The organism is Paenibacillus woosongensis, from assembly GCF_030122845.1.
GTDB classification, from domain to species: Bacteria; Bacillota; Bacilli; order Paenibacillales; family Paenibacillaceae; genus Fontibacillus; species Fontibacillus woosongensis_A.
In genome coordinates this window covers 1,317,721-1,344,095 of sequence record NZ_CP126084.1, presented here as the reverse complement: position 1 = coordinate 1,344,095, position 26,375 = coordinate 1,317,721, and the positions used below count along the sequence as shown (strand labels likewise).

Sequence of the window (26,375 nt, the reverse complement as noted above, 5' to 3'; positions counted from 1 at the left end):
CCCATGGTTAGATATATCGCTATTAATTAATCGAAAGTTATCCTACATTTTTCAGTTCATTTTATACGGGAGCTCTATTTCCTCCCCAATTTCATCTATAGTCTCCTCAACTATTTTTCTAACATCATCATTTAATCTAGTTGTAAGTGAAGATCTCATTAGTTCATAGCAGTCTTTCAAATTTAGATTAACAACAACAGATGAATATAAATCTACTAATTCAACTGAAGTTGGATCCCATAATGTTTGAACAATATTATCAACCCTTTTTCTTAATAAATCATCTAATAATTCATATGTATAAGCATGCCTATCCGCTAATTCTGAGAATGATTCTAGTACTCCAAGGCTGCTTACTTTATCCTTCCCTTCAATATAGTTAATATACTTTATAAAATATTCTTCGGTTTTCTCCTTAAGCATGATGTCAGGCAACTGCATTATTTCTTTTAATTCCATTAGATTTCCCCCTCTTAAACTGGTATGTGAATTGTGTTTCGCCAATTATTTCTTATACATTGAAGCTAATCTGCTTAACTACCCACTAACTCATTCCGTGCTGTATATATTTCTATTATCAATAGTGCACCAAGTTGAAATCCATGATTAAAAGAAGCTTCAGCGTACATTGAAGAAGACCTACTTCGCAAATCAAGTAATTCTTCAAGCTGACTATATTCTGTTGCTGATAACTTCTTCTCCCACGTTTTTATGGCTTCGGATATTTTCCGGTTTAATGCACGATATTCGGGATCAGTTGGCACAATCGTTTCTACAGGGCGAATGTCTCCACAATACAACGCCTCTAAAACACTTTTCATTTTACTCTTCCTTTCAATTGAATTGCGCGGCTTCTTGAAAGAAAGACCTACACATGATAGATTAAATGTGCAGTCTGCCTTTCAGGCAGTTCCGTAGAGGTAGTGGCGAGTTCTTTACTAAGGGTGCGCCGCTTCATTTTTTACTTATGATTATCTCGCTTCTCTAAAAATTTACATTGTTTAGTTATTAATCACATTGTATTCATTCAAACAGTGACTTAAAGTCACCATCCATACTTTGATTATACAGTGACTTTTAGTCACGGTCAAGGAGCTGTTTTATGTTTAATCGAGAAATTTTTGCGGAGCGTTTTAAAAATTTACGCCTTATAAAGTCAATCTCACAGCAAGACATTGCCACTTCTTTAGGAGTTGACAGATCTATTGTAAGTCATTGGGAAAGAGGAACGCGAATCCCTAGCCTAGATATTGCTTATGCTCTGGCTGATTATTTTGACGTAAGCCTTGACTACCTTGTAGGACGCTCTGACAACTCTAATTACCGTTAAAGGAATCTCAAAGTAAAAGGAAATGTCTCACCTAAGTTGACTAGAAAAACGGGACTTAGATCGAACACAATCAGTCTTACATAAGAAATAGATCTAATTGTGGACCATAATATTCAAGCGATGCAACTTCTCCCGGTTGCTTTTTTGATCTGTAAAATCTTTTTTTTGTAAGTTTCTGACTTTCTTCTGAGGAAGCCAACCGATAAATTAGAACGAAGAGACCGGTTTGTGACATGCAAAAAAGCTCATTCCTACTTATACTTCAGGTTGGAAAGAGCTTTTGAAAGTCTATCAAGTATGTTTGTTAAGACTTTAATTTTTAGTTTGTTATTTGTATTGTAAAACCGTATTTTGTCCCTTTGCTTGGGCTATGCCCTCCACTAACATACACTATTAGACAACTTCTTGATGCTAACCTTTTGCATATTTCGCCACTGTTTTATAGAAATATTCACAAGCCATATCTTCATTATCAAAAATTATTAATCCTGATTTGTTTCCTCTTTCGCTATAATACACCTCCCAATTATCGCCATCTTTACTTATACAATACTGTTCATTTGGAAGCCCCCCTTTTAATATCGAATATATATCCTTAGGAACATTAATTGCTATTAATTCTTGCTCTAGATCTTTTATCTTCATTATGTTGTAATCCTCTTTATCATTTTTGCTTCTAATAAATTTCCCACTGTATCTGGCAATACATAGCGTATACCTAGGAATAACGACTTCCAATAGCTACAGTAATTCTATTAATTTTCACTACTAGCAGAAAAAGAGAAAACCACATACGAGCGGCTTTCTCGTATTGTGGCTAAAATGAGATCGTGACCATGGACTTGATTATTTTGTTCAGAGTTTGTTGTTGTTTTTTACAAGCCTCGTCACCTAATTTATGCAAAATTATTTCGCATCATTACTTTTTTTAAAGACATTATGCATTTTATTTGCTAATTCAACAATTTTCTCACGTTTAGCTATTTCGTTAATCCATTCCATAGGGATTTGCTCAATACCATAATATATGCCAGCCAAACCTCCAGTCACTGCAGCTGTAGTATCGGTATCATCACCTAAGTTCACAGCCTTTAATACAGCATTTTTATAATCATTTGTAGTTAATAAACACCAAAAACCCGCTTCTAATGTATCTATAACGTACCCTGATGAGTTTATTTCTTCTTCAGCAAGTTCCACTAAGTTCCCTGTAAATATTCTTTCAAAGTACTCAAGTTCATGTGAAAAGGGCTCTTTTTTGCAAAAGAAATTCAAAATGTTATTTCTCATGTCATTAAAAGCTTCTTGAAGAGACAACCCTTTTAAAAGTAATACAGCAAATTCAACATATATTGAACAAGCTAAAATTGATCTAGGATGCCCATGTGTAATTTTTGAGACATCTTGAATAACTTGATATTTATATTCTTCATCCTCCGTATGCTGCAAATAATAAGCTAGTGGGAGAATTCTCATTAATGATCCGTTACCGTTATCATTAACTTGTTTACCACCAGTATCTGAAGGATTTCTACCCTCAATTAATTTCTTTATAGAATCCAATGTAGTTCTTCCAATGTCAAATACTTCACCATGCGGGGTCCAATATGATTGTTCGAACCATTTTTTCATTTTATCCGCAATATCAGAAATATAATAACCATTACATCAACTTTCTCCTAAACAAAAAGTCAAAGAACTATCATCCGACCAAGTTCCTGCAGGCTGATCGTAAGTACCGTAACCACTCATCCCTAAAATGGGGTTCTTTCTTAATGCTTCTCTTGAACTAAACTCAACCGGTACTCCTAATGCATCTCCAACACAAAACCCCATCAACCCATCTAAAACTTTATTGGGTATTGTAGTAGTACCTCTACTACTCAAAGGCTTGAATTTAGTTTTCCCGTACCTTTCTTCAATCGGTGAAAAATTAATTCCATTATCATTTAAATAATTTGATCTATGAAGGACCAGATTATTTATAATTTCCTTAGGAATCCCTTGTGGAAAAGCTAAACAACAGTCATTACTTCTTAAATTAGTACAATAAAAACACTGGGAAACACTATTCGCTTGAATATCTTCATCAAGTTCCCATCGTTGAGTCATAGACATTTTTTTATTGTTTTTTGACTCAGGCAGCATTAGTCACCGACCCCCATTTCAATAAATTTCATTCCATCACATTTAGTGTAAACATACAGTTGGCAGTAATCTGTACTAATAAAAATTTCTACCTGATCAATATTATTACGTTAGGGCTACAGTTGCGATTGATTTCAAAAACTGTGAGAAAGCGAACATAACCAAAAAAAACAGGTCAATTACGGTAGTATTTGACCATAATCAACCTGTTAAGTGTAAGGGAATAGTGATAATTAGGTTTTAAAATTAAAGCACTTGATGTACGTACAAACAAAATGACGAAATCTTCATACGGGTATTACATGGGTTATATTATTGGTAAATTGATGGATTCATTTGGCACTGGATGGGGTATTTTTGAATAGCCGCCGCTTTTTGTTTGTATTATTTCGGAATTTGACGACGAATAAAAAGATATCATAATTCGGCAGCTCGCATTGTGACGTTGATGGTAGTTCTTGAATGAAGTAGCTTTCAAACTGAACAATAACTAGTAATTATTTAAAAAAGAGTCATTGCTTAAATTGTTTCATTCCAGTCTTTATCAAGTTGATCCAATGTACTATCGCTGATATCTTCAAGTTCAACCGTACTCATTTCTGTAGATACAATCCTAGCCCGAGAAGCCCATCCATAAACTAATTCACCATTGTGATATCTTATCCTTCCTCCTCTATTGAAAAACTTTATAAGCGGTTCATATAGATTTTGGAATGTAAGCGCTATTGATTCATTCTCACCAGATAAATATGCCCATTCTAAGTAACTTTTGCAGGCTGATTTGACCAGCGACTCATCTTTAATTTCGTTTAATTCATCACAATATTTATAAATATCAATTGGTAACTTTATACCACACATATCTGAAGCACTAAAAATCGCTAATCTCTTGCCGGGTTCTTGATTAATATAATCATAAAATTGAGAGGCTCTCCTTAGGAACTCATATAGCAATACTCCGTGTGAAGGTCTATTTGGTTCTTCCTTTTCCCAATTAATGCTTTTAATTATAGCTCTAGCTTCTTCAAATAACTGATTCAATTAGACATCCTCCTTTAATAAACATACCATATAATTCTATAATAAAGTCTCGTCAGGGGAAAAGTCTGGGAAATCCTTAGGTGGGGGAGGAGCAAGATCATGAGCCCCTTGATTAGGGGGCTTTCCGGTTAATCCCTCTTTTGGATTCCATGATTCAATTTTACGATATGGTATTCCATCTTGCATCAACTTACTTTCCGCTAGTTCATGGTCTGCTAATTGCCTAAACCAAGCTTTCTCATTAGGTGCTAACTCCCCTTTGAGTGCTTTTTCCCATCCATAAGCAATGTGCATATCCGGATGAAAATAACCTGTATAATAATACTTTCCAGAAACAGGATCCGGCATATTAACATGTTCCGTTAAAAAAAGATGCTTCTTTAGTTCAATAGCTTCATCCAAACTAAGACCAGTATTATTGGAGAAAACCTCAAGTTCATTCATATCCAATCCTGATCCTCTTAACCTATCATATGTTTTTTGAGCCAGTTTTTCCTGTTTAAGAACAGGTTCAAATTTTATAGGCTCTCCTCTAGGTTCAATTGGTTTAATATGTGGAACTTCTCCCGTCCCCTTAGAAAACATGAAGAGCGGCTCATCACCAGTACGGACAAGTTGTTTAAATCCTCCAACTGTACCATTACCGGTGTCAAGCTGGCCTACAGGCACCCAGTCGTAGTTTTTCCGATTAATTAATTTACTATATTCACTCAATAAAGATTTGCCTTCTTCAACTGCTCTTCCAAGTTGATCATCCAACTTCCTCCGAGCTTCACTCCATAGTTTAGTTTTTGGTGGAGATATGTCGTTAACGCCCTTCACGTACTTAGCATTAAAAGTCCCTTTTGCCCCTTTCAACAGACTATTTCCGAGTACCGCTAAATCCACCACTCCTAGCATTAACCCCGTCACATCCAGCATTTCCTGATTGATTCCAAGGAAGCTTGCCTCTGTAATTACTCCATCATTTAAATCCCTCAGTTGCATGGTACTAACACCAATTTGAGCAACGCCCCAAACCCCGTTGGCTATAGCTAATAGATACAACGAGCCTCCTGCGGTGAAAAAAGCGCCTACGACAGCTACGACTCCAAACATTAAGTTGAGTTCTGCCATCATTTTTTGCTTCTTTCTTACAAGCTCCCCAAAGGTAAAACGTGAAAGATAAATTCCCTCATCCGGGAATTTGCTAAGATATTCTGGTACCAGCGGAATTAGCTCATTTAATTGACGTTCCTCTCTTTGCTCCTCCCAACGATCCCCCCATTTTTCTACCGAACCAGATAATGCTTTTGATACATCCACAAGTCCCCGTAAAATCTCATTATCTTTAGATTGATTCTCTATATGAGCCTTCAATTCCTTTATCGGTAGTTGTTCCTTTACAGCTTTCCATGGGGAGGTTGGCTGCTTAGGCGGTGCCTTCTTACCACTTCGTATATCTATGTAGTCTTGATAAAACTCCGCATATTCTTGCTGTTCTTGGGCTCTTTCCTTTTTCGACTTTTTCTTTGGCTTAGGTGGGGATGCGATGAACTTTTCTTTATAGCGCCTCTGTAGCTCGTCTTCACCTAGCGCTTTTAATGATTCCTTAGCACTTTCTCTAGTTTTCGGATTTTGTAATCGAGCAATGGCATCGTTTGAAATTTTTTGTTGAACTTCTTCCGTCCAATGATAAGCCGGTTTAGAAAATCCGTTAGAATATCTTCGATTCTTTTTTCTTTCTTTATTAGCTACCTCTAATTCATTATCCACATACAACTTCTCAAGCTCTTCATCCGTAAGCATGTCCAGAAAGTCCATCTCGACTCTCTCGAAATTCACTTTCTTTCCTCTAATCCCCACATATTCCGGCCGGATTTCCATATAATGCTCCGTGTTCGTGAAGAAGGTAATCGTCTCATTAGCCACGAGCTTAATATGCTCTGGCACATTCTGGCCACCTAGTTCGATTTCATCAGACGCTACTACGAGAATTGATTCCGTAGCGTTTAATGAAATATTATTCCCATCTAGAGTTAAACTGACGGTATTTTTCTCGAATAACACACCGTCTTCACCAAGTTCCATCTTCGCCGCTCCAGGCATGTGAAACACCTTTGTGGTCGGCTTCTGGAAGACGGTGCGCGACTTCATCTCTTCGCTTTTCCCCCGTACCGAATTGATGGCAATCGCCTTTTTCTCCGTTCCCTCTGGAAAATAAACTTTGATGCGCGCCCCTTCCTCCGGCATGCAGTGGAAGATGTTATTGCCTTCTGGCGAATACGGGAACCACCAATTTCCTCGTTCGTCATGGTCATGATCAATATCCAAATGTACCTTAACCATGTTGTTTCCGCGTTTCATAACGCGTCCTTCAAGGGCAACTCCCTGGATGGCACGATTCGTTCTTACCTTACGCCGAAGTGCCGCTCGCTGTACCAGAACATACTCATAATAGATTAAACCAGACTCATAGGTAATCACGGACTCCGTAACCACCCACATCTGTCCCTTAAAGGAAACGTTGTCCCCCACCTGGCAGTACTGGTTCGTATGTACCCGGTAACTGACAAAGTCGGATTCCCCCAAGGCTGAACTCACGTCCGAATTTGCTTGAATATCAAGAAAGTTCTCCCGATCTTTAATGATCGAATAATGATGGGACCGGATAACTTTACCCCAAGAGAAATCAGGTACACCAAAATAAACCCGAGGCGCATCCATAACTACATCGGGAAGGATTACCGTACCGATCCGCGATGCCAGTCTTTTTAAAAACTGCCAATTCGTCTCTTCATATTGCACGATGAGCTGACCAATCGTCGCTTCGGGGGACGTCGCTTCATTCTGGGCATCCCCTCCGGGATACAGATGGGCAATCTGCCGAATCAAATCCGTATAAGTCAGATATTTGTTCTGAAAAGAACGGCTCTCCAAATGGCGATCCATTTCAAAGGTTCGCGACAACCCTTCTATGGTCACATGCGGAATACCATCTTCCATCTGAATATCGATATTGGAGATTCCGCCTGCAAACAGGTACTCATTCCCCTGCTCGGTAGATTTACGAATAAGCAAGCTATCTCGGTACGTACCATTTCTTAAGCATAAGTCGGCTTGCTCCTCAGACATGGTTGTTGAAATATAACAACGGGCATGATCATTAAATTTGCGAACAATCCGGAAACTACGGACAGTTGATAGATCATATGGCAGTTCAATTTGAAAACCATCTATATCACGCCATAATTTCATGTTAACTGCCTCCTTTCTTAAGATATTATCTTTCTAGAAATTCGGGAGGCGTTGGTTCCATTCCGTTCGTTAAGATCTGAATCTTCCCTCCATATTTGCAAGTTAAACATGACTTTGTGGTAAGTGCGGGTACTCCATCGATCATGACATTTGAACTTCCGTTGTCCCACTCTACCCCTTCCGAAAGTTTGGCTAAACTCGACATGATTTCTACAAGATTAGGAACCCTCTTCACAGAAGTATTCATTCCCTCATCAAATCCTATTGGTCCTGTCTTTAAGTGAGGAATCAATTTAGGAACACATGGGAAAATTTTATATTGTTCTTCAGGAGGAGGCATAACCTTGGTATCTGGATCGTAGTTGTATATATAACTTGGTCCCGAATCTCCTGTCGCCACATGGGCTATTTTCATTGGATTTTGCGGGCTTCGACAAAAACCAAAAGAATAAAAGTTTCCATCCATTTCACCCTTAAGCTCCTCAATCGGAAATCCCCGAAAGGTTTTTTCTTCTGATTTTGACGTTACGCAATCTTTTACGGTCATCATCTTATTTTGGTTAATATACACGCCGTTTGGTTCAAGCTGATTTAGCACTTCTTCATGGGTTCCCATCGTACAATACATGTAAGCTCCTCGAGTTACATAGGTTTCCCGCTTGCTTTCCGTCCTCCAAGGGGCGTTCATTAATTCACTTATCGTGCTTTGTTTTAAAAAGCTCGTGTAGATTTTATCCACTTTTCATTCACCTGCCATTAATAAGAATTCTTCTTACATTTAAGCCATACAAGCTTGTCCGCAGCATTCCTTCCGCCACATCAAGTCGCACAACCAAGTAGGATTTACGGAAAAATTTCAGCTTGAACATGCTTAAACCCTCAATAAGCTTTTCATCTACCGTAAAATGATCTATTTTCTCTGTGTCCTCAGCATTTTTCTTGACAGATTCTTGGTTACTACAAGGTACTTCCGTGAACTTTGGAAAATAATAATGTATCTGACCATTACGCGCCATATCTATCACAATGACCTTCTTATGAGCTAAACCGCGCTCATATCGGTTCAGAATTTGGTATACTTCATCAGAAACAAGTAAATCAGGCTTCTCCAAAATGCATCCATATTCCAATGCCTTTGACGAATTGACAAATACAACTTCCTCATCTTTGGCGAACTCATAACCCTGCTTCATTTGCTCTGAAAAAGTGATCATCCCATCCAAGCTGCCTAACCTACGATCCTGCTCCAGGATAAAATATTCCAATCTGCTCACTCCTCTACCCAAACGATTGATTGCCGCTGGCTCTCAGATAGTGAGACTAGAGATTGATCACGGCTTAACATCGTGCTTCCCGCTAGATCTGCTCCGGTAAAATCGGTTCCCTCCAGCAGAGCCCCTCTAAAATCACCAGCGATAACCGCATTTTGAAAACTCGCTGCTCGCAAATTAGCGCCTTGGAATTGGACGCCATGAATGCCAAACATGAGTCCATAGTTTTCGTTCATAACGTCGCGGCCACCGGTAATTTCGTCAAAACAAGCTCGCTCCAGGTTGCATTCTCGAAAGGAAGCATCGAACATGACGCTGCCGTAAAAATCAACTTCTGAGCAATCACACGATTCGAATTTGCTGCTTAATAAATAGCTGCTCTGTAAATGACTTCCTGAAAGCTTAACTCTCTCAAGTCTCGTGAAATTGAGCTGAATCCCCTCGTAATTGCCATTTGAAATATCTACACCCGCAATATGTTCATAGACATATTCATGTTCCATCTTTTTATCTAACCACTGTTTACAGGCAGTCGATGATTTTTGCCGGCTGTTGCAGCAATAAACGGATTCGCTTAAGTCAATGTCCCCGTACTCGCCTACACAGATTTCGAATTGCGTATCTTTAGCAAGCTCCTGGTAAGAGGGGAGGCTAATCAAACGATCCACAGCATGCCGCACGGCATGAACCATATACACGTGAAATGGATCTACTTGCTCCCTTCTCCAGTAATCCAACGATTGCGGCGGAATAATTCCCATATACTCCTTCCGTTTGTTCTCACAAGCTTGACTCCAAGCCTTGAAATAGTCATGAACCCACCTTGCCTCATATCTATAAGGTGAAATCTTAGTACTACCTAAAGTTTCGTGATCAAAAACTTCCAGCATATACTCCGCATGCCCCTCAAAAAGTCGGGTACGCAGCAATGATATTTTAATAACGCAGCATTTTTTCATCAGCTTGAGGTTTTGCAGTTGAACAGCATACTGGCACCGATAATTTTGGTACTATAGACTCGCCGTTGATTTCCAGCACGTTATTCCTCATAAAAAATAGCCTGTTCCATACTAAACAAAGTAGGAACAAGCTATTAGTACACCGTTATTGTTAATATTGTAATTACTTTATATCCTGCAGAAGATCTTCCTTAGCCGTATATATCTCCATCATAATTAATGCCCCAAGCTGAAATCCATTTATGAAAGTATTTGAAGCATATATCGACTCCGACTGACTGCGTAAATCGAGCATCTCTTCAAGTTGGTTGAAATCTTCGGAAGATAGTTTCTCTTTCCACAGTTCCATAGCTTCGGATAGCCTTCTGCTTATACTACGATAATCAGGATTTTTTGGAACTACCTGCTCTTCCGGGCGGATATCGCCATAAAATAAGGCTTCCAGCATGCTTTTCATTTTTCAATCTTCCTTTCGTACTGGATTATACGTTGAAAGAAAGACTCGCACATGGTAGAGTAAGTGTGCAGTCTGCCTCTCAGGCAATTGCGATAAGGAAGCGGCGCTTTTTGGTAGGGGGCCGCTTCCTTTTTTATTCATGATCATGTAACTTTTACTATTCCAGTTTGCTTTTCCGAATCCTATTACTAGAGAAAGTTTCAACGGTACCCTTAGATATTTGTTCAAATTTTACTGTTAACACCTCCTCAATTCAAAATTAAATCACTCGTTGTTACTCTTATGACTACCACACTTCAATGATAGTACGGTTAAGACTACCAGTCAATGCATTTTCATGATAATCATGATATTATTATTGTTATGAAATAACTCGGAGGAATGCATATGAAAATCCGATTACGATTAAAAGAAATTCTTGCCGAGAAAGGCATCTCCCAAAGAGAGCTTGCCCGGAGAATGGGAATTCGCCACCCTACTATTAACCATCTATGTTCTGATTCTGTTGATAGAGTTTATATACGTACTTTAGAGAAAATCTGTGAGACTTTGGATATTACAGTGGACCAACTTATTGTTTCCGTTGAGGGTGATGAGTCTGCAGATAAGTAGTGTATTTGTTTTGTTCGTTATACTTGGCTGATAAAACAGGCTCAATCATGGTAGTATGTACCATAATTGAGCCTGTTTTATTAATTTTATTACTAGTAATGATGAGGGAAAACGGGTCTGTCAATCATGGTGGATCTGACCATAATCGACCTGTTCAATGTATCGGAATTATTTATGTTTCAAAATTTCATGTATTGATGGGCGTACAAACGAACTGGAGAAAAATCTTTATACGGGTGTTACAGGGATTATATATGTTATTTGTTGAATAATGGATTCAATTTGCACTAAGTAGCCACTTCACTGAATCTAATAAATTAATGTTTCCTTTAAGTTTAATATTCTTTCTAGATCATGTGTATAGTCTGAATTAATAAACAAATCTTGCATTTTTTCAAAGAAGAAAGTAGCACTATTTAATATTTCAGAAAAAAACTCTTTTTCTGGCAAGACAAAGGAACTATCAGATATTACAAATTTAATCATTCCATGTTGTAATGTTATTAACTCAATTTTTACTGGCATATCAGGAAAATACGTTTCTGCTCTGCCAGACACCTTGTATTCTTCAAGCATGTTTATAAAGTAACTCCAAAGCTGATCAATCAAATCCCAGTATTTAACTCCCATTACTTCTTGTCCATAATATTTAATTTCAATTGAACCCTCAATATATAGAGGATCAATAAATTTTAAGATATCCTTTACCCTTTCCTCATTAATATTAATAAAAAAAATTGAAGGTTGACCTCTGATTTCATCCCATTGTTTTGTTTTTGCATCAGGGTGAAGTAAGTAACTATTAATCTCTAGCATGTAAGCCTCCTTACTTAGTAATAAATGGAGAATAATTTAGATTTCTCATTCTTGACGATATCAAGTGAATTTATACCAACAGTAGTTTTACTAACAGTAGGACTGGATAACTCTAATTGCTTCATCTTGTTAGCTGTTTATCTCCATAGCCCATTTTAGATATACTTCCTGGTTTATGTGCCATTATAAAGTGAAGCGACCCTTTTACATTCCCTCTCAAGACTAAATTACTTTTTACTTTTTATGCAATTACAGCAATTGTTTTTAATCCACCACTTTACTATCAAAAAAACAGACCAATCATGGTGGTATCTAACCATAGCTGGTCTGTACATTTTCTAATCTATTATTTTGAAACTTGGGTAACCTGCTATATATTATTTTCATACAGATACAATATTCATTATTTCATTTGACTTGGAATATATAGGCTATTGATAAATTCTTTAAAATTCCGAGATATTAGTCTAATATATTCTGTTTTTAATTCGCCATCTTCCTCCAAGTAGTCCAAATCACAATGATAAACGCTATTTTTATCTTCACTTTCTATTGATAAACAGATTAAATTATCCGCTGGATCACTCCCTATAGGCAGAAATTTATTAGGTACTATTTGCCCTAAATTAAAGTCAACAAACATCTTTTCAAGATTAACTTCGTTTTCTTTAGAGAGTGGATAAAACAGTTTTATTGAGGATATTATTTTTCCTTCTTTAGTTAAATCATTGGTTTCAAATCTTCTCTGTTTTGTTTTACCACCGTTATTCATCAATAAAAACTCTCGATAGTTTTCAGGAAGAGATATATTATATTTTTTTTCAAAATTCATTATGTCCTGAATACTAATTGATTTAAATGTATGTTCAAAATCTAATTTTTTCATGTAACTATCCCTCATCTCCATTTATATCTATGGACACTATTCAATAATAAGTAATCTATTAATTAACTCAGAAAAAGATTCGCAAATAAATGTAATATTATTATTTTCTAATTCCTCATCAAAGAAAACAATTACAGGAACGTCGTTACTAGGACGATAATCGAAACAAATTAACCCTCCAAAAGGATCCCTTGCAAAAGGAATAATATTCTCTGGTAAAGATGTTAATTCATGTACGACTTCTATATTAGAATATTCACTTGTAAAACTTAATAAACTTTCAAAAATCCCCTCCATCATTAAAATAGTAAATGTTAGGTTCAGGATAACCACCATTGTATTTTTTAATGCAATTTTTGTAGTCCTCAGGAAACTTCACACCAAGTGAATTCTCCATAGTAATAATATCATTCTCGTTTAATTGTTCATCAGTAAAAAGCCAAGTTACTTGTTTCATCTCTTCAACATCTCCAATATAACTTTTTTGAGTTTTCCTGTCCTACCATCTTCTCCCCCTAGTGGTCGTATAATGGCTCATAGTGTTCTTGGAGAAGCTCGTTACTACAGAATCTTATGAGACCCTCTTTAGCCTGTTTTAACGCCTGCTTAGCATCCTCAAGAAGTTCGCTCCCTAACTGAAAAGACCGCAAAAAAACATCAAAAAGAGGTCAATCATGGAAGTACGTTACCATAATCGACCTGTTCAATTAATGTTATAAGGAAAAATGTTCATACACTAGTAATCGAACAAATTAATACTGAACTAAAATAATACTATAGCCGATATAGCTTGAACCAGTTTTAAAGGTTAGTTTTCTGAACATCCTCAAACCATTCATTAGCAATATGATGGGCCGTTTTTACATCATCATTTGTGTATACTAAATCATACTTGTATTCTGCCTGGAACTTACCACTCTTAACATCATATATTAATTTCAACTCAGTTGGCATTTCTCTTTCATATTCTTTACATAATACTTTAATTTTTTCGACATTATCATTGATGATATCTAATACCATAAACCCTCGTTCTGTAGAAACATCATATCTTACTTCCCCATCTTCTAATGCATCATTCAATTTATGAGGCTTTACATACTTATTGTTAATCAAATAAAAGAAGCTGCTAGAAATAACTCCTTCTTCACACGAAGCATAAACAAACACTTTATCGGCTCTATCTTCAACATATTCCATACATATAGATATCATATCGGCTTGCAATTCACTAAACATATCTTCAAACTCTTTCATACTTTTCTTCACTCCTAGTGATTAATTTTTTAGATCTACAGAACCAAATTCACCATCAATAGTATATCTGACTCTAAATTTATCTGGACGCATATTGTCCCCAGAATAAATTATTTCAATATCAATTGTTACTTTTTTGGGAGGTGTTTCTTTTAATGCAGCAGCCCATGTATCCTCAATTTTCTTATACTGCCTTAGATTAACATCAGATAGTTGCGAAACCAAGTTGTCAATTTTGGGTGATCCTCCAAATCTATCGCCAACCAAATGTCCTGCATGATCTTGACCTTTTACTTTACCAGGTGTATTTTTGCTGTGCGACAATCTGTCTGTTCTCTTTGTTAATTGTAAATCTTCCGTTTCAAATTTAGAAATTCTACCTAAATTATCTGTTTCATAAAAATAATCATACTCCCCAGTTCTATACTTAATATCAGGCTTCAGCTTATTTTTTCTACCGTTTGTAAACTGCTGTCCTTCGCCCACAAGTGTTTTAACTTCACCTTTTTTCTTACCTTCACCCGTCCCCCCAGTCTTACCCTTGTTCCTATCCGGTCCGTCTCCACCCATGGAGAATAATTTAGAATTCTCATTCTTGACGAAATCAAGTGCCTTTATACCGTTTGTAGTTTGACGTATCATAACATAATAAGGAGCTTGATCTACAGCAGCCCGTTTCATCTTGTTAGCTGCTTCTCCAAAGTTCTCCATCACTCGATCTAAGACAGATCCTCTGGTTTTAAAGCGACCATCATGAACGCCTGCGCCTTTACCAAACAAACCTTTTGCGCCGTTGGGAGCAATGAACCCCATTATACCCTTTTTTTGTTCGTTATCGACTGTGTTTGTCTTCGACTTTTTACTATTTGTATCCGGTGTAAGATGTCTAGCTCTTGCTGCTACTGTTGTCCCCCTTGACGCTGCCGCTAATGCAGCTTCAATTGCCATAGCGCTGGTTTGTCCATGAGCATAACCTAATGCTTCATTCTCTTCCTTAGTGGTCGTATAATGGCTCATTGAGTTCTTTGTGAAGCTCGTTACTACAGGGTCTATGAGACCCTCTTTAGCCTGTTTTAACGCCTGCTTAGCATCCTCTACAAGTTCGCTCCCTGATTTTTTAAGACTTACAGTATCTACAACATATTGTATAGATGAGGTAACGCCTTGTAAGGTTTCATTTCGTTCATTCAATGAACCTATATTATCTTTAGCACCGAAGATTGAATAGAACTCTTGTATTTTTTTATCTGATTCATCCCAGGTTTGATCTATATCTAAAACAACAATACCAACTTGGTAGACAGTCGTAAACGCCATATCCCCAACATCTACTACAAAACCCCATAGTGCTTTACCTGTATCCTTATAAGCTTCTATCCGCCCTTTGTTTCTCGCGCTTTCGCTCTCCTGGTATTTCCAGTGCTTAACCACCGCAGCCCCATGCTCTTGAACCTGCTTCTCGAAATCGCTAAGAATGGGTTCATACTCTTCTCTCTCTCCGGTGGCGGTAAACTTAATTTTTTCACTATACGAGCTAATATCATCTCGTAATCCTAGTTTTCCAGTTACCTGCTTCCCTCCAGCAGACCCTGCTCCCTCATCTGCTTCCAATGTATCAGCAATTCTTTCCAGCGACAAGCTTTCACTAGCCATCAATTCCACTTGATTTCCGCTTAAATGGATACCGCCTGCGGCTAGTATTCGCACCTGTTGATTACCAGATAAGTTGACTCCAGTAAAGTTATTCATGCCAATATAAAGTTGGCCCTCACGACCAGTAATATTTAATTCCTTATCTCCAAGTGTGAACTCTTTTCCCTGAGGGTTGCCAAAGGTTTTCACTCTAGGATCAGCCATTTTTTGCTGTTGTTTCGCAGCATAGTTCATGCCCGGTTCTTGCCGGACGGATTGAATGACGAAGGCTTCATCCTCTTCCGAACTAGGAAAGTATAATTTCACTTTACTTCCCTTCTCCGGCATCATATACCACACTTGATTTCCTTCTGCTGCATAAGGAAACCAGCGGGCAAAGCCCTCATTCTGATCATTGTCCATATCCAAGTGTATCTTTACTTGCTGACGGCTGACCCCAATAATTTTTCCGTTAATTGCCGCGCCAATGATGGCATTATTATGTATTTTACCTCGTTTATAACCTTCCCGAAAACCACATTCATATGTCCAAATTAACTGTCCTTGCTTCATTTCAGCCTGTCTTCTTGCTATCACATAAGTGTGGTCATCTTTAATTACTTCATCTCCAATGTCCAGTGCACTCATCCACTCAAAAGTATACGTCGTCGTTCTATCTTGTGTTTTCTGAATATGGTCACTCGAGGCCGTATATAAATAAGCTTGGATTCGACGCGACACTTCGAAAGGATAATTTTCTGGCAGCTGAATCTGCCTTCGACCTTCGGGTATACCAATCCAGAAGCGCGGTTTATGAGCTGTAATATCTGCAACTAGTGAAGCTCCTTCATGTGAGGCCAGCCTTTGCAAAAAGGACCAATCTGTCTCCTCATACTGCATGATAAACTTTCCCGTCTTCTTATCATTAAACGAATAATCAATAAAGTCGCTTTCAGGGTAAGCCGCGACCACATCTTTAATAATTTCGGCATACTTCTGATCTACATGTTGGAAGCTTCTTTTTCTTTTATACGTATCCATATTAAAGGTATGGGAAATAGCCTCAACGACAAGTTGGTTTTGTTCATGCATGATCCGGACAGTAAGCTGCTGAATCTGTCCCATAAAAAGAGCTTTTGTTCCTCTCTCTTCATCTAGTTCATATACCTCAATAAAATCATTCGGCCCCGAATTCGTAATTATTTCTTCTTCTATTTCCTCGTATGCTCTCCCTACGAGTCTTAATCTTGCATGTTCGCCTACCTGATGTGTAATTTTCAGATCTTCAACACGTACTTTACCGTAAGGCCAGTTTACTTGCAGCATCTCATTTGATACATATCTCTCCGTCAAATAAGTCACAATTATTCCCTCCTTTCATAATAGTGGGCCTTATTCCTGCCCTCCATTCTTAGCTATACTGATAATTCCCCCTAACGAGCATATAAGCGTTGCACGATCCAGCAAAGCTGGCTGCTCGTCAATGAGCAAGTCTTCTTTTCCGTCTGACCATATTCCGCAAAGTTCTGGCTGGCAAACATCATCTGTCTTTTTACAAAAACCAAATAACCCTATATTTTTCTCAGCCACACAATCAGTTACATTCATCACTGGTTTATCTTTGATATATACCCCATGGGACTGTGGCAAGTTCAAGCTGGAAGGTAGAGTTCCTTCGCTGCAAGTTAGTTCAGCTCCCCGTACAACATAAGTATCTGCTTGAGCAAATGCACCCGCTGCTATCAAGCCTGAAACAAAACTCATTAGGGACATATGCTTCCTCCTATCGTTATTTTTAGCTATTTATTTAAACGAATAGTTTGAATTATCGCTGTAGATAACGGTCTCCACAATGTCGCTTGGTCAGCCTTGAATTGAAAGCTGCCAATTAAAACTCTATTGTCGAACATTCCGAGGAAAACGAGCTGATACACATGACCGTTTTCTATGGGAATAAGACTATCAAAAGTTTCTATATTCAACTGTTTGAGAGCATCGCTCTCTAGCTCGAACAACCGGATTTCGGGTTTCTTCCCCTTGCTTTCAATCATCATGCAGTCCTTTAGAAACTCAAGATCTATCTCCATTTCTGACCGCTGCATCCAAAGTAATCCACACGAAAGCTGCTCTTGCTCATTTATAAATAAATACTGATCTCGGTTATGAGCAGTCCCTTCTCTACCGAGCTCCCCTTTAGGAACAGATGAAAGGTGTCGAGGCAGCATGATTTCTAATTGTCTATCAAACAACGATTGTTTCTCCATTCCGATTGTATGATTCTCAAATCTGACTTCCCCGCTTTTTACCATCTCCAGCCAAGCTAGCTCTGATAGTTCCTCCGTCTCCTCATAGAGCTCTTCACGCTCGCGTTGAGCAAGTATAATACCTGCTATTTTTTTATCCCAATGTAGACTCATGTGTACCTCCGTCAGATATCATCACATCCTCAAGAATAAAACCGCTCATACCTCTGCGCAGTAAGCTTTCAGCAGCATCAAGGCTAATAATATGATAGGGTTCCATAATTCCAAAAATCGTAAAAAAGTGATCTCGCTTTATTTTTTCCCGGTTAAGGACTAGTTTCTTCAATCTTCCATCGGGGTAAAACTCAGCGTCTGAGGATAAGCAATCTAGAGATGGAGGGGTGAATGCCCAGTACGTATACTGAGAACGTTGCTGATGATCTACCAAATCTATGCGTTTACACTCCATGTGTGGCTGATACATAGCCAGTATATTTTTCATATCATCAGATATTATAGGTCTTGGTTTGATGAACCAATCCATATACTGCTGAGGCGTAGTATTACTTACCGAAATAACGGAAATGGGTGGAAGGGATTGAAATGGTTCTGTCACTTCTTTCCCAGATAGTGTTACTCTATGCATTACTCGGCGGTCCTCTGTAAGCAAGTAGTATGGCTTCATACATTCATCACCTTTCCAAACTAAGCAATGTAACAGAATTCAGCTGTTGGTCACTAAGACGATACCTCGTCAATTCTTGCTCCGTAAAAATAGCTCCTCGAAGGCTGGCTCCTTCAAAATTAGCGTCATATAGTGCAGCCCCTCTAAAATCCGCACCGTCCAGGTTGGCATTAGCAAAACTTACTCCTTGCAAGCCGGGTGAACGATATAAATTTTCGCGGTAACCTTTCCCGCTAACATTACGGAAACTCGCTCCTCTCAGGTCGCTATTGCTAAAATCCGCATCACACACCAGGGAATGGCTGAAATCAGAATTACGCAAAGTAGAACCCGTAAAGCGAGTACCGATCATAATACATCCCCGGAATTGACATTCTATCAAGTGGCTTCCACTCAAATCCGCATATCGCATTTCTGTATTATCCAGATTCTGTGATTGTAGGGTTAGACCTTGCAGTGCTTCAAAAGCCAATTGGGTATCTTGTTGCTGAAATTTTCTTATACTCTCCAAAGTCATTTCTCTTTGATCGGTTACATAAATATCCTCGCTGAGATCTTTAAATTCTCCGATTCTTACGCGGAAGCAACTAAATTTCGCTATTTGCTTCGCCTCCGGCAATTCCATTGCCCGACATACAGCCATGCGTGCAATAGCTACAATAAACTGATGGAAATAGGAGATATACTCCAACATAATTCGTTCACTATCCCCCGGGTGAAACAACTTAAAATATATTTTGAGCTTCTGTGCGAGCATGTCTTGAAGGGAATTAAACGACTTGTATGCCCAGAAAGCATCATAGAACGAAATACATTCATTTTCGTCACCATACCACTCTTCCGAGTAGGCCTCGATTAAGTAAGTATATTTTTGCTGCAGTATGGATGTACGAAGTAATGAGAAATGTATGTAGGCAATCGGTGCTTTCTGCCCTTTATCCTGCATACTTTTGATATGAATGCACATGTTCTGAAATGATTGAATGAAAGCCTCAATATGCTGCTCTTTTTGATGATGAAACTCAGCTTCCAAAGCAGTTATTACTTCCTCCATAGCCGGTTCTAATATACGACTTTTTATATCATCCAAAATTTCTTCCGCATCCATCTTCTTATCACTCAATTCATTTTTATTTCCGTTCCTTCTATCAGAATATTAGCTTCTTCCAATGTAATTTTATTATCTTCATTGGATAGCGATAATGTATTAGCAGAGATATGGATACTACTAGATGCCAGTAATATATTATTATCAGCAGTTATAGAAATATCTTTGTTGCTGACAATATCGATTCCACGTTCGTCATCTAATGTAATAAACATGTCGCCTGATTTGATAATGATGGAAGAAGGGCCCAGGGAAATAATTTTCCCATATTTAGTCGAAAACGTTTTTGTGTCAGGGTCATCCTTTGGATCCTTATCAGCTTTTACGGAAGCCTGGCTTGTTGTTTGTCCTCCCGATACTGAAGCTGGTTTAGAGGGAATCTCCCTCGCTACAGAACTTATGGCTATCCCTTCTTCTTCTTTTTTGCTTGGAAAATAAATACGTATGCTGTCCCCTATTTCGGGCATGCAATACCAACCTGTGTTGTCCTCAGATGCATATATCGTCGAATAAGGAAACCAGTAATTTGAATTGGCATCCAATTGGTCATCCATATCTAATTTAGCTCGAACCGTGTCCCTGTGAACCTGAATAACTTTTCCCTGTATTGAGGCGCCGATAATGGCTTCATTGTGTATTTTCTTTTGTCGCAATCCTTTTCTGGGATACAATTTGTAATTATGCTCAAGGATTCCGTTTCTGGTCTCAGAAACAACAGATCCTACAACTAGACGGCGCTTCTTAAAAGTTACTTCATGACCTGGCTCAAGTAGCTGCTCTGATATCACGTCATACACCGTGTAATCCGAATCACTCACACCAGGGACACTGTTATCTATAGCCTCTTTAAACTCTGCCATATTCTTGTGGACCGTATAATATGTTGTTTGAAGTTCACCCTTATCCTGGCCTGTAGGAACTCCAAAATAAAGCTTTGGTGAATCATAACCATTTACCGGAACCAGTGCCGTATAAAACCTAGAAGCCATTCGTTTCAGAAACTGCCAATCCGTTTCTTCGTACTGCATGATTAAAGTATTTGTTTTCTTCTTGAAGGTAGCGGCATCAATAATATCTGCATCCTGATACGGTGAAATAACCTCTTTGATTAAGGAACTATATAAAATATCAGGATTCTGAAATGAACGTTTCTTTCGTTTGATATCAAGTAGATAGGAATGAGAAATGGCTTCTACATTCAAATAATAGACTCCCCTTGCAGCGTTTACCCTCACTTTAGTTACTAAACCAGTAAATAAAATGTGCTCATGCTGTCCGTCATCATTTTGAATTAGAGCCCGAATAAAGGTTTCGGCATTTGTATTAGTTACATATGCATCCTTTTTATCTTCGGAAACAATTGCGGAGAAGGTCATCTTTGAATGTTTGTTTATTCCCTTAGTTATCTTCATGCTGTGTAAGTGCAGAATTTCATAGGGTTCGATCCGAATACTACCTACAGCATTGCTAATCGTTGTAGTCATTATGAACCTCCACATATTGAGTATTATTTTTAACTTCCCTAATCCACAATCACCCGCTGGCTGCCGCCCGGGGTCATGCCCAGCCTGCCGCCACCGCCGCCGCGGACGCCATCCAGGATGCGGCCCAGGTACTTGTGGATCTCCACATTCGTGTACTCCCTGCTGCTCATGCCAAGGCGGCTCGTCATATAGTGCAAAATGACGTCCCGAGCGAGGGGGCCCTCGTTCATGCACATCATCGTAAACATGAAGTCCTGCGGCTCGCCGCTTCCCTTGCGCATCATTTCCTCTGCGAAGCAGCGCAGAATAACCGGAGACAAGGTGCTTTTGCCGTAAGCCGCGTAGCGGACATGCAGAACATTCACGGTATTAAATTCAGTCGCCAGGTCACGGAAGCCCTGGTAATCCTGCCGCAGCCGGGCGCCTTCCTTCAGCTTGAAGCGGCACAGCTCCAGCTCGGTGGCATCCACTTCAAGTTGCTCGTCGATCACAATCTCGCTGCGATACGTCTGCCAGTCGCTGTCCTCGTCACCAGCATGGAAACGGACCTTCAGCGCAGCCTCCCGCCCCGTGGCGCGGTATTTGATGCTCATAGCATCCTTCAGCAAATATAGCCGCCCTTGATGCTTGACGATGCCGGGATGAACGATCAGGGAATCTGCTCCAACCTCAACATGGGCACCCGAAATGATGCCATCCGTATATTCGTGATAGTAGACGTCCACAAAGTCGCGGGGGAAATCCCGCAGATTTTCCAGCATCGCTGTCTTTAGAATCCGGCCCTTCTCAAACTTCGGTGCGATATGGTTAAACATTGCCTTCCCCTCCTTCCGGCTGTGACGTCACGTCATACATCCGACTCTTTCCTCCCAGTAAACCGCCTAATACACTTCATACGTAAAACTCAGTGCCCTACTTCTACACAGCGGCAGCGGTCTCCACTTGTCTGGCTTTCAGTACCTCTTCCTCCATCAGGCAAGTGCCAGCAACGATATCATGCAGCGCCTGTTTTTTCTTGGTGAAGCCTGCCATGAACCAGCCAATCAGTACCGTGATGGCCGAAAAGCTTTTACTCCAAAATCGTGCGGTCGCCCGGTGGAACGAAATTTTCTGGCCCTCCCGATCAACTACCCTGAGTCCCATCGCCAGCTTGCCAAACGTCGCCTGGAACTTGGAAGATTCCATGATCGCGAAGTAATGCCAGAATAAAACCGCCATTAGAACAATTCGACTAACGTTAAACAACACGATTAGTTCATCTAAATACTCATAGATGTCATAGGGATCCCGCAGGCACCAATACCATGCGAAAGTGGTCAATATACCAATCACCTGATGAATCGAAGCGACAACCAATAGATCTAATAAGGCAGCTACCGCCCTTTTCCAAAATCGTGCATACACGATGTCTCGCCCCCCTGCTTTATGCATGCGCAATGCCTGTTTTGACATCATCGTCTTTCTGACAGCTGAGCATAAAGAGCAGGAAGCTCTTGTTTACTACATAAGTCCCCGCCATTCTGTCATGCAGCGCCTGCCGCTTCTCATGAGAGAAGGCCATCAGGTAGCCTAAGCCAAGAATCAAGCCGGAGAGCAGCTTTCCCCAGTACCTGCTATTAGCCCTTGCGTATGTAATTCGTTCATAATCTTTATCCACAACCATGACTCCTAGTAATCTCTTGCCAATGGTAGCTTGGTATTTGGATGACTCCATCAGACAGAAGTAAATCCAATCACAGGTGATTGAAATTAATAGATGCGTTAATACTAAATAGATTGAATTGTATTCAAACAGCTCTCCCGGCAAAATCCAAATGAAACTGATCAATGTAGCCGCCACACCGGTAATAATCCGGTCAATCGTAAGCGCTACGTATCTTCGAAATAAAACATCGTACATTCCCGCTCTTCCCTTCTTGTCAACCCAACGTTAGCCTAGTAACTGAGCTTATTGCTTCAGCCGCTCTTCAATCGTTCCTAGCTTAGCTGCTGCAGCTGCGTTTTTTTCTCCTCTAACACCTTAAGGGCATTGACGCAGTGTTCTTCCCCCAACTCTTTGCATAAATGCTGAATAAACTCGGCACTTCCTACGGCTCCATCCGGAACACGAACTACCCCTTGGTTACTGAGTACCACGAATTGGCCGCCAAAAAAACGGGTATGCTCCACGCTCGTTATATTGTGATAATGGATCGTTTTTGTTCCGTACCAGTGTCTAACTGCTACAAAGGAGTCCGTCGCCGAAGCTTTATAACTCAGACATTCCAGCCACATGAAAAGAAAAAGAAGGATGATGCCCATTACTGCGTTTCTATAAATAACTTCTTCTCCCGGCTGATCAAAAATATTTTCAGTGAATAAAAAATAGAGTAGTACTCCTCCAGCTAAGCAGCCTATGATGCACATTAAGCTCCAAAAGCCCGGTCTACGTAAAATCATTTCGCCTGCCAGACCGCGTTTTGCTGGAAGAAATGTCGTTCTAAGCAATTTCCTGCCGAGCAATCTTCCAAGAAATAAATACATTTCCCCATCCCCCTACTTCGTCCCGTCAAAAAAGTCCAGCTCCGACCGGTCGCTCTCGAACGGGAACAGCTCCTTGCGGCCAAGCAGCAGTCCCTCGTTCTGACGGGCGATCGGCAGCACGTAGAAGCCCCAGTGGTTGTCGTCCGCGAAGACAAAATACTTCGTCTCCCCGTTCACGATGGAGTCCGTATCGTCCTGCGGAATTTTATCCCCATAGACCGCCTGGATATCCTCGTATTTCACGGACTGATAGTCCTTGATCCGGTTATGGTACACATAGCTGTGACGCAGTCCGCCGTCCGCTCCCCGCAGCAGGAACTCGATCTCCTGCGTATGGTACGGCCGTGAAATGAAGCCCAGCACCCGGTTCGTCCGCTCCAGGCTGGAGATCAGCTCCAGCTCGCGGCGATCATGGGTGTATGCGCTAACCGAGTACGGGATGACAGCGGCATGGTTCGTAATGCTCGTCTCGATGACGCCAGCCTTCCGCGCGTTCAAATAGCGGATCGCTCCGCGCAGGCAGGCCAGCTTCAGCTCGGGCACCCGGCCCTCGGCCGGCTTTTGCCGGAACTCGATGCTCCGTCCCGGGACGAACTCCTTCAGCGCCTCGCGGAACACCTCGATCCGGCACGATTGTCCCGTCAGCTTGATGATCGAGTACTCGCCCAGCACGCCATCCTGATAGAAGCCATCCAGAAACTTGCGCAGCACCTCGTAAATGTCGCCTTTGATCAGTTGGGTAATTTCCTTGATGTTGAACACGACATCCGGAATTTCATACTCGTCCTTCAGCTCGCCGCCGCGCGATACGGACAGGAACCAGCGCTCCATCGTCGTAATCTGCAAATCATTGTCCCGGCTGCCGTCCGCTTCCGCGTCGAAGCGGTTGCGCAGAATTCCGGTTTTGCGGAAAAACTGCTGCTTCATTTCCTCGGCAATTTCCCACAGGAAATAGAAATTGCCGCGCACCCGGTAATACTCGTCCCGCGAGCGGTTCTCATACATGGCGTAGGCTGTCGGAATCACCGCCTCCGCCTCCTGGTAACGGCGCTCCAGCTCGGCATACACCGCCTCCACGCCGTTCGCATCCACCTCGCGGAACAGGTCGTTCGCCGGAATGTCGATCAAATCATCGATGTCCGTCACCCGGCGCCGGCCGCCTGTGTAATAATCGGCGAAGACGATTTTCATGAACTGCATAATCCGATAGGTGATATTGTTGCCGCCGAAATGCGTATCCCCGTTCTCATACGTCGCATCCATCGCGATGCGATAGGACATATGCCCGTCCTCGACCCGGAACCGGCAGGAGGACAGATCCGTTGTCCCGCCCCCGCAGTCGATGACAAGCGCTTTATATTCCTCGCCCTCGATGAACAGATTCCGCTCCAGGCCATCGGCGATCGTGTTGTACAGCACGGCCATCCCCTCGTCCAGCGCCTCCTCCTTCTCAATCCGGTAATCCGGCAGAATGGCGGAGAACATCTGGAGAAACGGCGCTTTCATTTTGACGGGGCTGGTGAAATGCAAATTTTTGAACTTGCATTTGAATTGATGCTCTGCCATCTGGATGACGTGTTTCAGATACGCCTGGATAATATCCTGACGCAGCACGGTCGCCGTGTTTCCCTCACTGTCCATAACCTCGATCGGCTTGTCGTAGTTGTTCACCCAACGCTTTAGCCCCTGAAAGACCGAAGCACGGCTGCTATAGCTGCTGCGGCGGATATTCAGCAGCGCCTCATGGCCGAACTGGTATTTCACCGCAGCCGGGTCCGAGCAATCCGCTACACTTACCGCAGTAGGCAGCGCCTCGCTCCATTCCAGCCTCCGGTACGTCGGATCAGGGAACTTGACGAAGTTCACCTCATTGGAACGAATATGGCCGTTCAATACGTCGAGACTGCTTGGCGACTGCGCATATCCGTTGTACAAAAAAGCGCCGGCCGTCGTATTGGAAGTCCCGAAATCGATCGCCAGCACGGCATCCGTTGCCTGCAGCTCCCGGATGTCCAGATCGGCCAGCGGAATTTTATAATATTGGATTTGAATCGGCGGAAGCGCCTGGCTCTGATAATATGCCTTGTATATGTATTCCGAATCACGCTTGCGCAGGAACAGCAGGCTGTACTGGCGATTGGACGTCCGCTGCCATTCCATACTGCTGTCCGCCGCCAAATAAAAGCTGCCCGCCTCGCCCTCCTCCTTGCGCAAATTAAGAATGCCGCAAAGCTCCATCCGGTCGTTGACGAGCAGCACATTGGACTCCGCGAACATTGCGGGAGCCTTTACTTTATATCCGTCGCTCTTATCGATGGCGATTTCCGGGTAAATCACGATGCGGGCCGGAACGCTGATGCCCCCGTCCCCTTGCAGCGAGGCCTGCATATATTTGCGCATCACCGTCTTCACGCGCTCGAAGCCGCCTTCGCAGTACGGGCCAATGAACATCTCTTCGTCCGCGCCCAGAAACTTCAAAATGACGCGGATCATCTCCTCCCGGTCAAGCCGATGGCTGAGCCCTTCCACGAGCCGTTCCCGGTAGCAAATATTGCGCAGCTGGAAGGTGGTCATCTCCATCAACTCATCGTGCGTATAGCGAACCTTCCCGCGCACCCGCTGTTGGCTGGTGGAATCTGTGTACAGTTTATAACCCTTCATGCTTGATCAATTCCTCCTCCAAAAT

27 protein-coding genes and 1 pseudogene are annotated in these 26,375 nt (G+C 41.1%); 2 read left to right on the top strand and 26 right to left on the bottom strand.

All coding sequences use genetic code 11. The features are described 5' to 3' along the window. Nucleotides 1–51 precede the first annotated feature (51 nt). Together QNH46_RS05835 and QNH46_RS05830 are read right to left on the bottom strand one after the other, a co-directional pair. Nucleotides 52–459 (bottom strand): hypothetical protein, encoded by a 408-nt coding sequence (locus QNH46_RS05835; protein WP_283927269.1) that lies wholly within the window; start codon nt 457–459, stop codon nt 52–54. A 74-nt stretch (nt 460–533) separates the two neighbouring features. After that, on the bottom strand, nt 534–821 hold the full coding sequence (locus QNH46_RS05830; RefSeq protein ID WP_283927268.1) for a DUF6809 family protein: 288 nt from the start codon (nt 819–821) through the stop codon (nt 534–536). 281 nt (nt 822–1,102) lie between these two features. Between QNH46_RS05830 and QNH46_RS05825 the strand changes: the two genes are divergently transcribed. Beyond that, entirely contained in the window at nt 1,103–1,330 is a 228-nt protein-coding gene (locus tag QNH46_RS05825; protein ID WP_283927267.1) for a helix-turn-helix domain-containing protein, read from the top strand. A gap of 411 nt (nt 1,331–1,741) precedes the next feature. Here QNH46_RS05825 and QNH46_RS05820 read toward each other — a convergent pair whose 3' ends face one another. The 8 genes and pseudogenes from QNH46_RS05820 to QNH46_RS05785 all read right to left on the bottom strand — a co-directional run bounded on the left by QNH46_RS05820 (nt 1,742) and on the right by QNH46_RS05785 (nt 10,443). Next, nucleotides 1,742–1,975 (bottom strand): hypothetical protein, encoded by a 234-nt coding sequence (locus QNH46_RS05820; RefSeq protein ID WP_283927266.1) that lies wholly within the window; start codon nt 1,973–1,975, stop codon nt 1,742–1,744. 261 nt (nt 1,976–2,236) lie between these two features. Then, a pseudogene (locus tag QNH46_RS05815) lies at nt 2,237–3,166 on the bottom strand (ADP-ribosylglycohydrolase family protein). A gap of 831 nt (nt 3,167–3,997) precedes the next feature. Beyond that, entirely contained in the window at nt 3,998–4,519 is a 522-nt protein-coding gene (locus QNH46_RS05810; protein WP_283927265.1) for a hypothetical protein, read from the bottom strand. Between the two features lie 36 nt (nt 4,520–4,555). Beyond that, on the bottom strand, nt 4,556–7,756 hold the full coding sequence (locus tag QNH46_RS05805; protein ID WP_283927264.1) for a hypothetical protein: 3,201 nt from the start codon (nt 7,754–7,756) through the stop codon (nt 4,556–4,558). Nucleotides 7,757–7,781: 25 nt separating this feature from the next. Next, nucleotides 7,782–8,495 (bottom strand): DUF4280 domain-containing protein, encoded by a 714-nt coding sequence (locus tag QNH46_RS05800; RefSeq protein ID WP_283927263.1) that lies wholly within the window; start codon nt 8,493–8,495, stop codon nt 7,782–7,784. A 7-nt stretch (nt 8,496–8,502) separates the two neighbouring features. Beyond that, a complete protein-coding gene (locus QNH46_RS05795) occupies nt 8,503–9,021 on the bottom strand; it encodes a hypothetical protein (protein WP_283927262.1) in 519 nt (172 codons plus the stop codon). Between the two features lie 5 nt (nt 9,022–9,026). Further along, nucleotides 9,027–9,986: a pentapeptide repeat-containing protein gene (locus QNH46_RS05790; RefSeq protein ID WP_283927261.1), complete on the bottom strand. Its 960-nt coding sequence runs from the start codon at nt 9,984–9,986 to the stop codon at nt 9,027–9,029. A gap of 163 nt (nt 9,987–10,149) precedes the next feature. Beyond that, complete coding sequence (locus QNH46_RS05785) at nt 10,150–10,443, bottom strand: DUF6809 family protein (protein WP_283927260.1); 294 nt, start codon at nt 10,441–10,443, stop codon at nt 10,150–10,152. A gap of 387 nt (nt 10,444–10,830) precedes the next feature. On the opposite strand from QNH46_RS05785, the gene QNH46_RS05780 reads away from it, so the two are divergent. After that, on the top strand, nt 10,831–11,055 hold the full coding sequence (locus QNH46_RS05780; protein ID WP_283927259.1) for a helix-turn-helix domain-containing protein: 225 nt from the start codon (nt 10,831–10,833) through the stop codon (nt 11,053–11,055). 309 nt (nt 11,056–11,364) lie between these two features. Here QNH46_RS05780 and QNH46_RS05775 read toward each other — a convergent pair whose 3' ends face one another. The 16 genes from QNH46_RS05775 to QNH46_RS05700 all read right to left on the bottom strand — a co-directional run bounded on the left by QNH46_RS05775 (nt 11,365) and on the right by QNH46_RS05700 (nt 26,350). Then, nucleotides 11,365–11,871 carry a hypothetical protein gene (locus tag QNH46_RS05775; RefSeq protein WP_283927258.1) on the bottom strand — a complete coding sequence of 169 codons (507 nt, stop codon included), beginning with the start codon at nt 11,869–11,871 and terminating at the stop codon, nt 11,365–11,367. Between the two features lie 403 nt (nt 11,872–12,274). Continuing rightward, on the bottom strand, nt 12,275–12,757 hold the full coding sequence (locus QNH46_RS05770; protein WP_283927257.1) for an SMI1/KNR4 family protein: 483 nt from the start codon (nt 12,755–12,757) through the stop codon (nt 12,275–12,277). Between the two features lie 36 nt (nt 12,758–12,793). Continuing rightward, the gene (locus tag QNH46_RS05765) at nt 12,794–13,054 is read right to left on the bottom strand and encodes an SMI1/KNR4 family protein (RefSeq protein ID WP_283927256.1); all 261 of its coding nucleotides are present in this window, start codon (nt 13,052–13,054) and stop codon (nt 12,794–12,796) included. Further along, nucleotides 13,038–13,214, bottom strand: a complete 177-nt coding sequence (locus QNH46_RS05760; RefSeq protein ID WP_283927255.1) for an SMI1/KNR4 family protein — start codon at nt 13,212–13,214, stop codon at nt 13,038–13,040. Before QNH46_RS05760 ends, QNH46_RS05765 begins: the two co-directional genes overlap by 17 nt. Before the next feature lie 344 nt (nt 13,215–13,558). Then, complete coding sequence (locus QNH46_RS05755; RefSeq protein ID WP_283927254.1) at nt 13,559–14,014, bottom strand: immunity protein YezG family protein; 456 nt, start codon at nt 14,012–14,014, stop codon at nt 13,559–13,561. Nucleotides 14,015–14,035: 21 nt separating this feature from the next. Then, entirely contained in the window at nt 14,036–17,008 is a 2,973-nt protein-coding gene (locus tag QNH46_RS05750; protein WP_283927253.1) for a DNA/RNA non-specific endonuclease, read from the bottom strand. Nucleotides 17,009–17,038: 30 nt separating this feature from the next. Then, nucleotides 17,039–17,419 (bottom strand): DUF4280 domain-containing protein, encoded by a 381-nt coding sequence (locus QNH46_RS05745; protein WP_283927252.1) that lies wholly within the window; start codon nt 17,417–17,419, stop codon nt 17,039–17,041. 26 nt (nt 17,420–17,445) lie between these two features. Next, complete coding sequence (locus QNH46_RS05740; RefSeq protein ID WP_283927251.1) at nt 17,446–18,063, bottom strand: hypothetical protein; 618 nt, start codon at nt 18,061–18,063, stop codon at nt 17,446–17,448. Beyond that, the gene (locus QNH46_RS05735; protein ID WP_283927250.1) at nt 18,044–18,574 is read right to left on the bottom strand and encodes a hypothetical protein; all 531 of its coding nucleotides are present in this window, start codon (nt 18,572–18,574) and stop codon (nt 18,044–18,046) included. Before QNH46_RS05735 ends, QNH46_RS05740 begins: the two co-directional genes overlap by 20 nt. Nucleotides 18,575–18,581: 7 nt before the next feature. Continuing rightward, nucleotides 18,582–19,697, bottom strand: coding sequence for a pentapeptide repeat-containing protein (locus tag QNH46_RS05730; RefSeq protein WP_283927249.1), 1,116 nt, complete (start codon nt 19,695–19,697; stop codon nt 18,582–18,584). Then, nucleotides 19,694–21,166 carry a phage baseplate assembly protein V gene (locus tag QNH46_RS05725; protein ID WP_283927248.1) on the bottom strand — a complete coding sequence of 491 codons (1,473 nt, stop codon included), beginning with the start codon at nt 21,164–21,166 and terminating at the stop codon, nt 19,694–19,696. The genes QNH46_RS05730 and QNH46_RS05725 overlap by 4 nt, the downstream gene beginning before the upstream one ends. Before the next feature lie 38 nt (nt 21,167–21,204). After that, nucleotides 21,205–21,981, bottom strand: coding sequence for a DNA and RNA helicase (locus tag QNH46_RS05720; RefSeq protein ID WP_283927247.1), 777 nt, complete (start codon nt 21,979–21,981; stop codon nt 21,205–21,207). A 103-nt stretch (nt 21,982–22,084) separates the two neighbouring features. Further along, a complete protein-coding gene (locus tag QNH46_RS05715) occupies nt 22,085–22,570 on the bottom strand; it encodes an RDD family protein (RefSeq protein ID WP_283927246.1) in 486 nt (161 codons plus the stop codon). Nucleotides 22,571–22,589: 19 nt separating this feature from the next. Continuing rightward, nucleotides 22,590–23,066 (bottom strand): RDD family protein, encoded by a 477-nt coding sequence (locus tag QNH46_RS05710; protein ID WP_283927245.1) that lies wholly within the window; start codon nt 23,064–23,066, stop codon nt 22,590–22,592. Between the two features lie 77 nt (nt 23,067–23,143). Then, nucleotides 23,144–23,689, bottom strand: a complete 546-nt coding sequence (locus QNH46_RS05705) for a hypothetical protein (protein WP_213592832.1) — start codon at nt 23,687–23,689, stop codon at nt 23,144–23,146. A 12-nt stretch (nt 23,690–23,701) separates the two neighbouring features. Next, on the bottom strand, nt 23,702–26,350 hold the full coding sequence (locus QNH46_RS05700; RefSeq protein WP_283927244.1) for an acetate and sugar kinases/Hsc70/actin family protein: 2,649 nt from the start codon (nt 26,348–26,350) through the stop codon (nt 23,702–23,704). Nucleotides 26,351–26,375 lie beyond the last annotated feature (25 nt).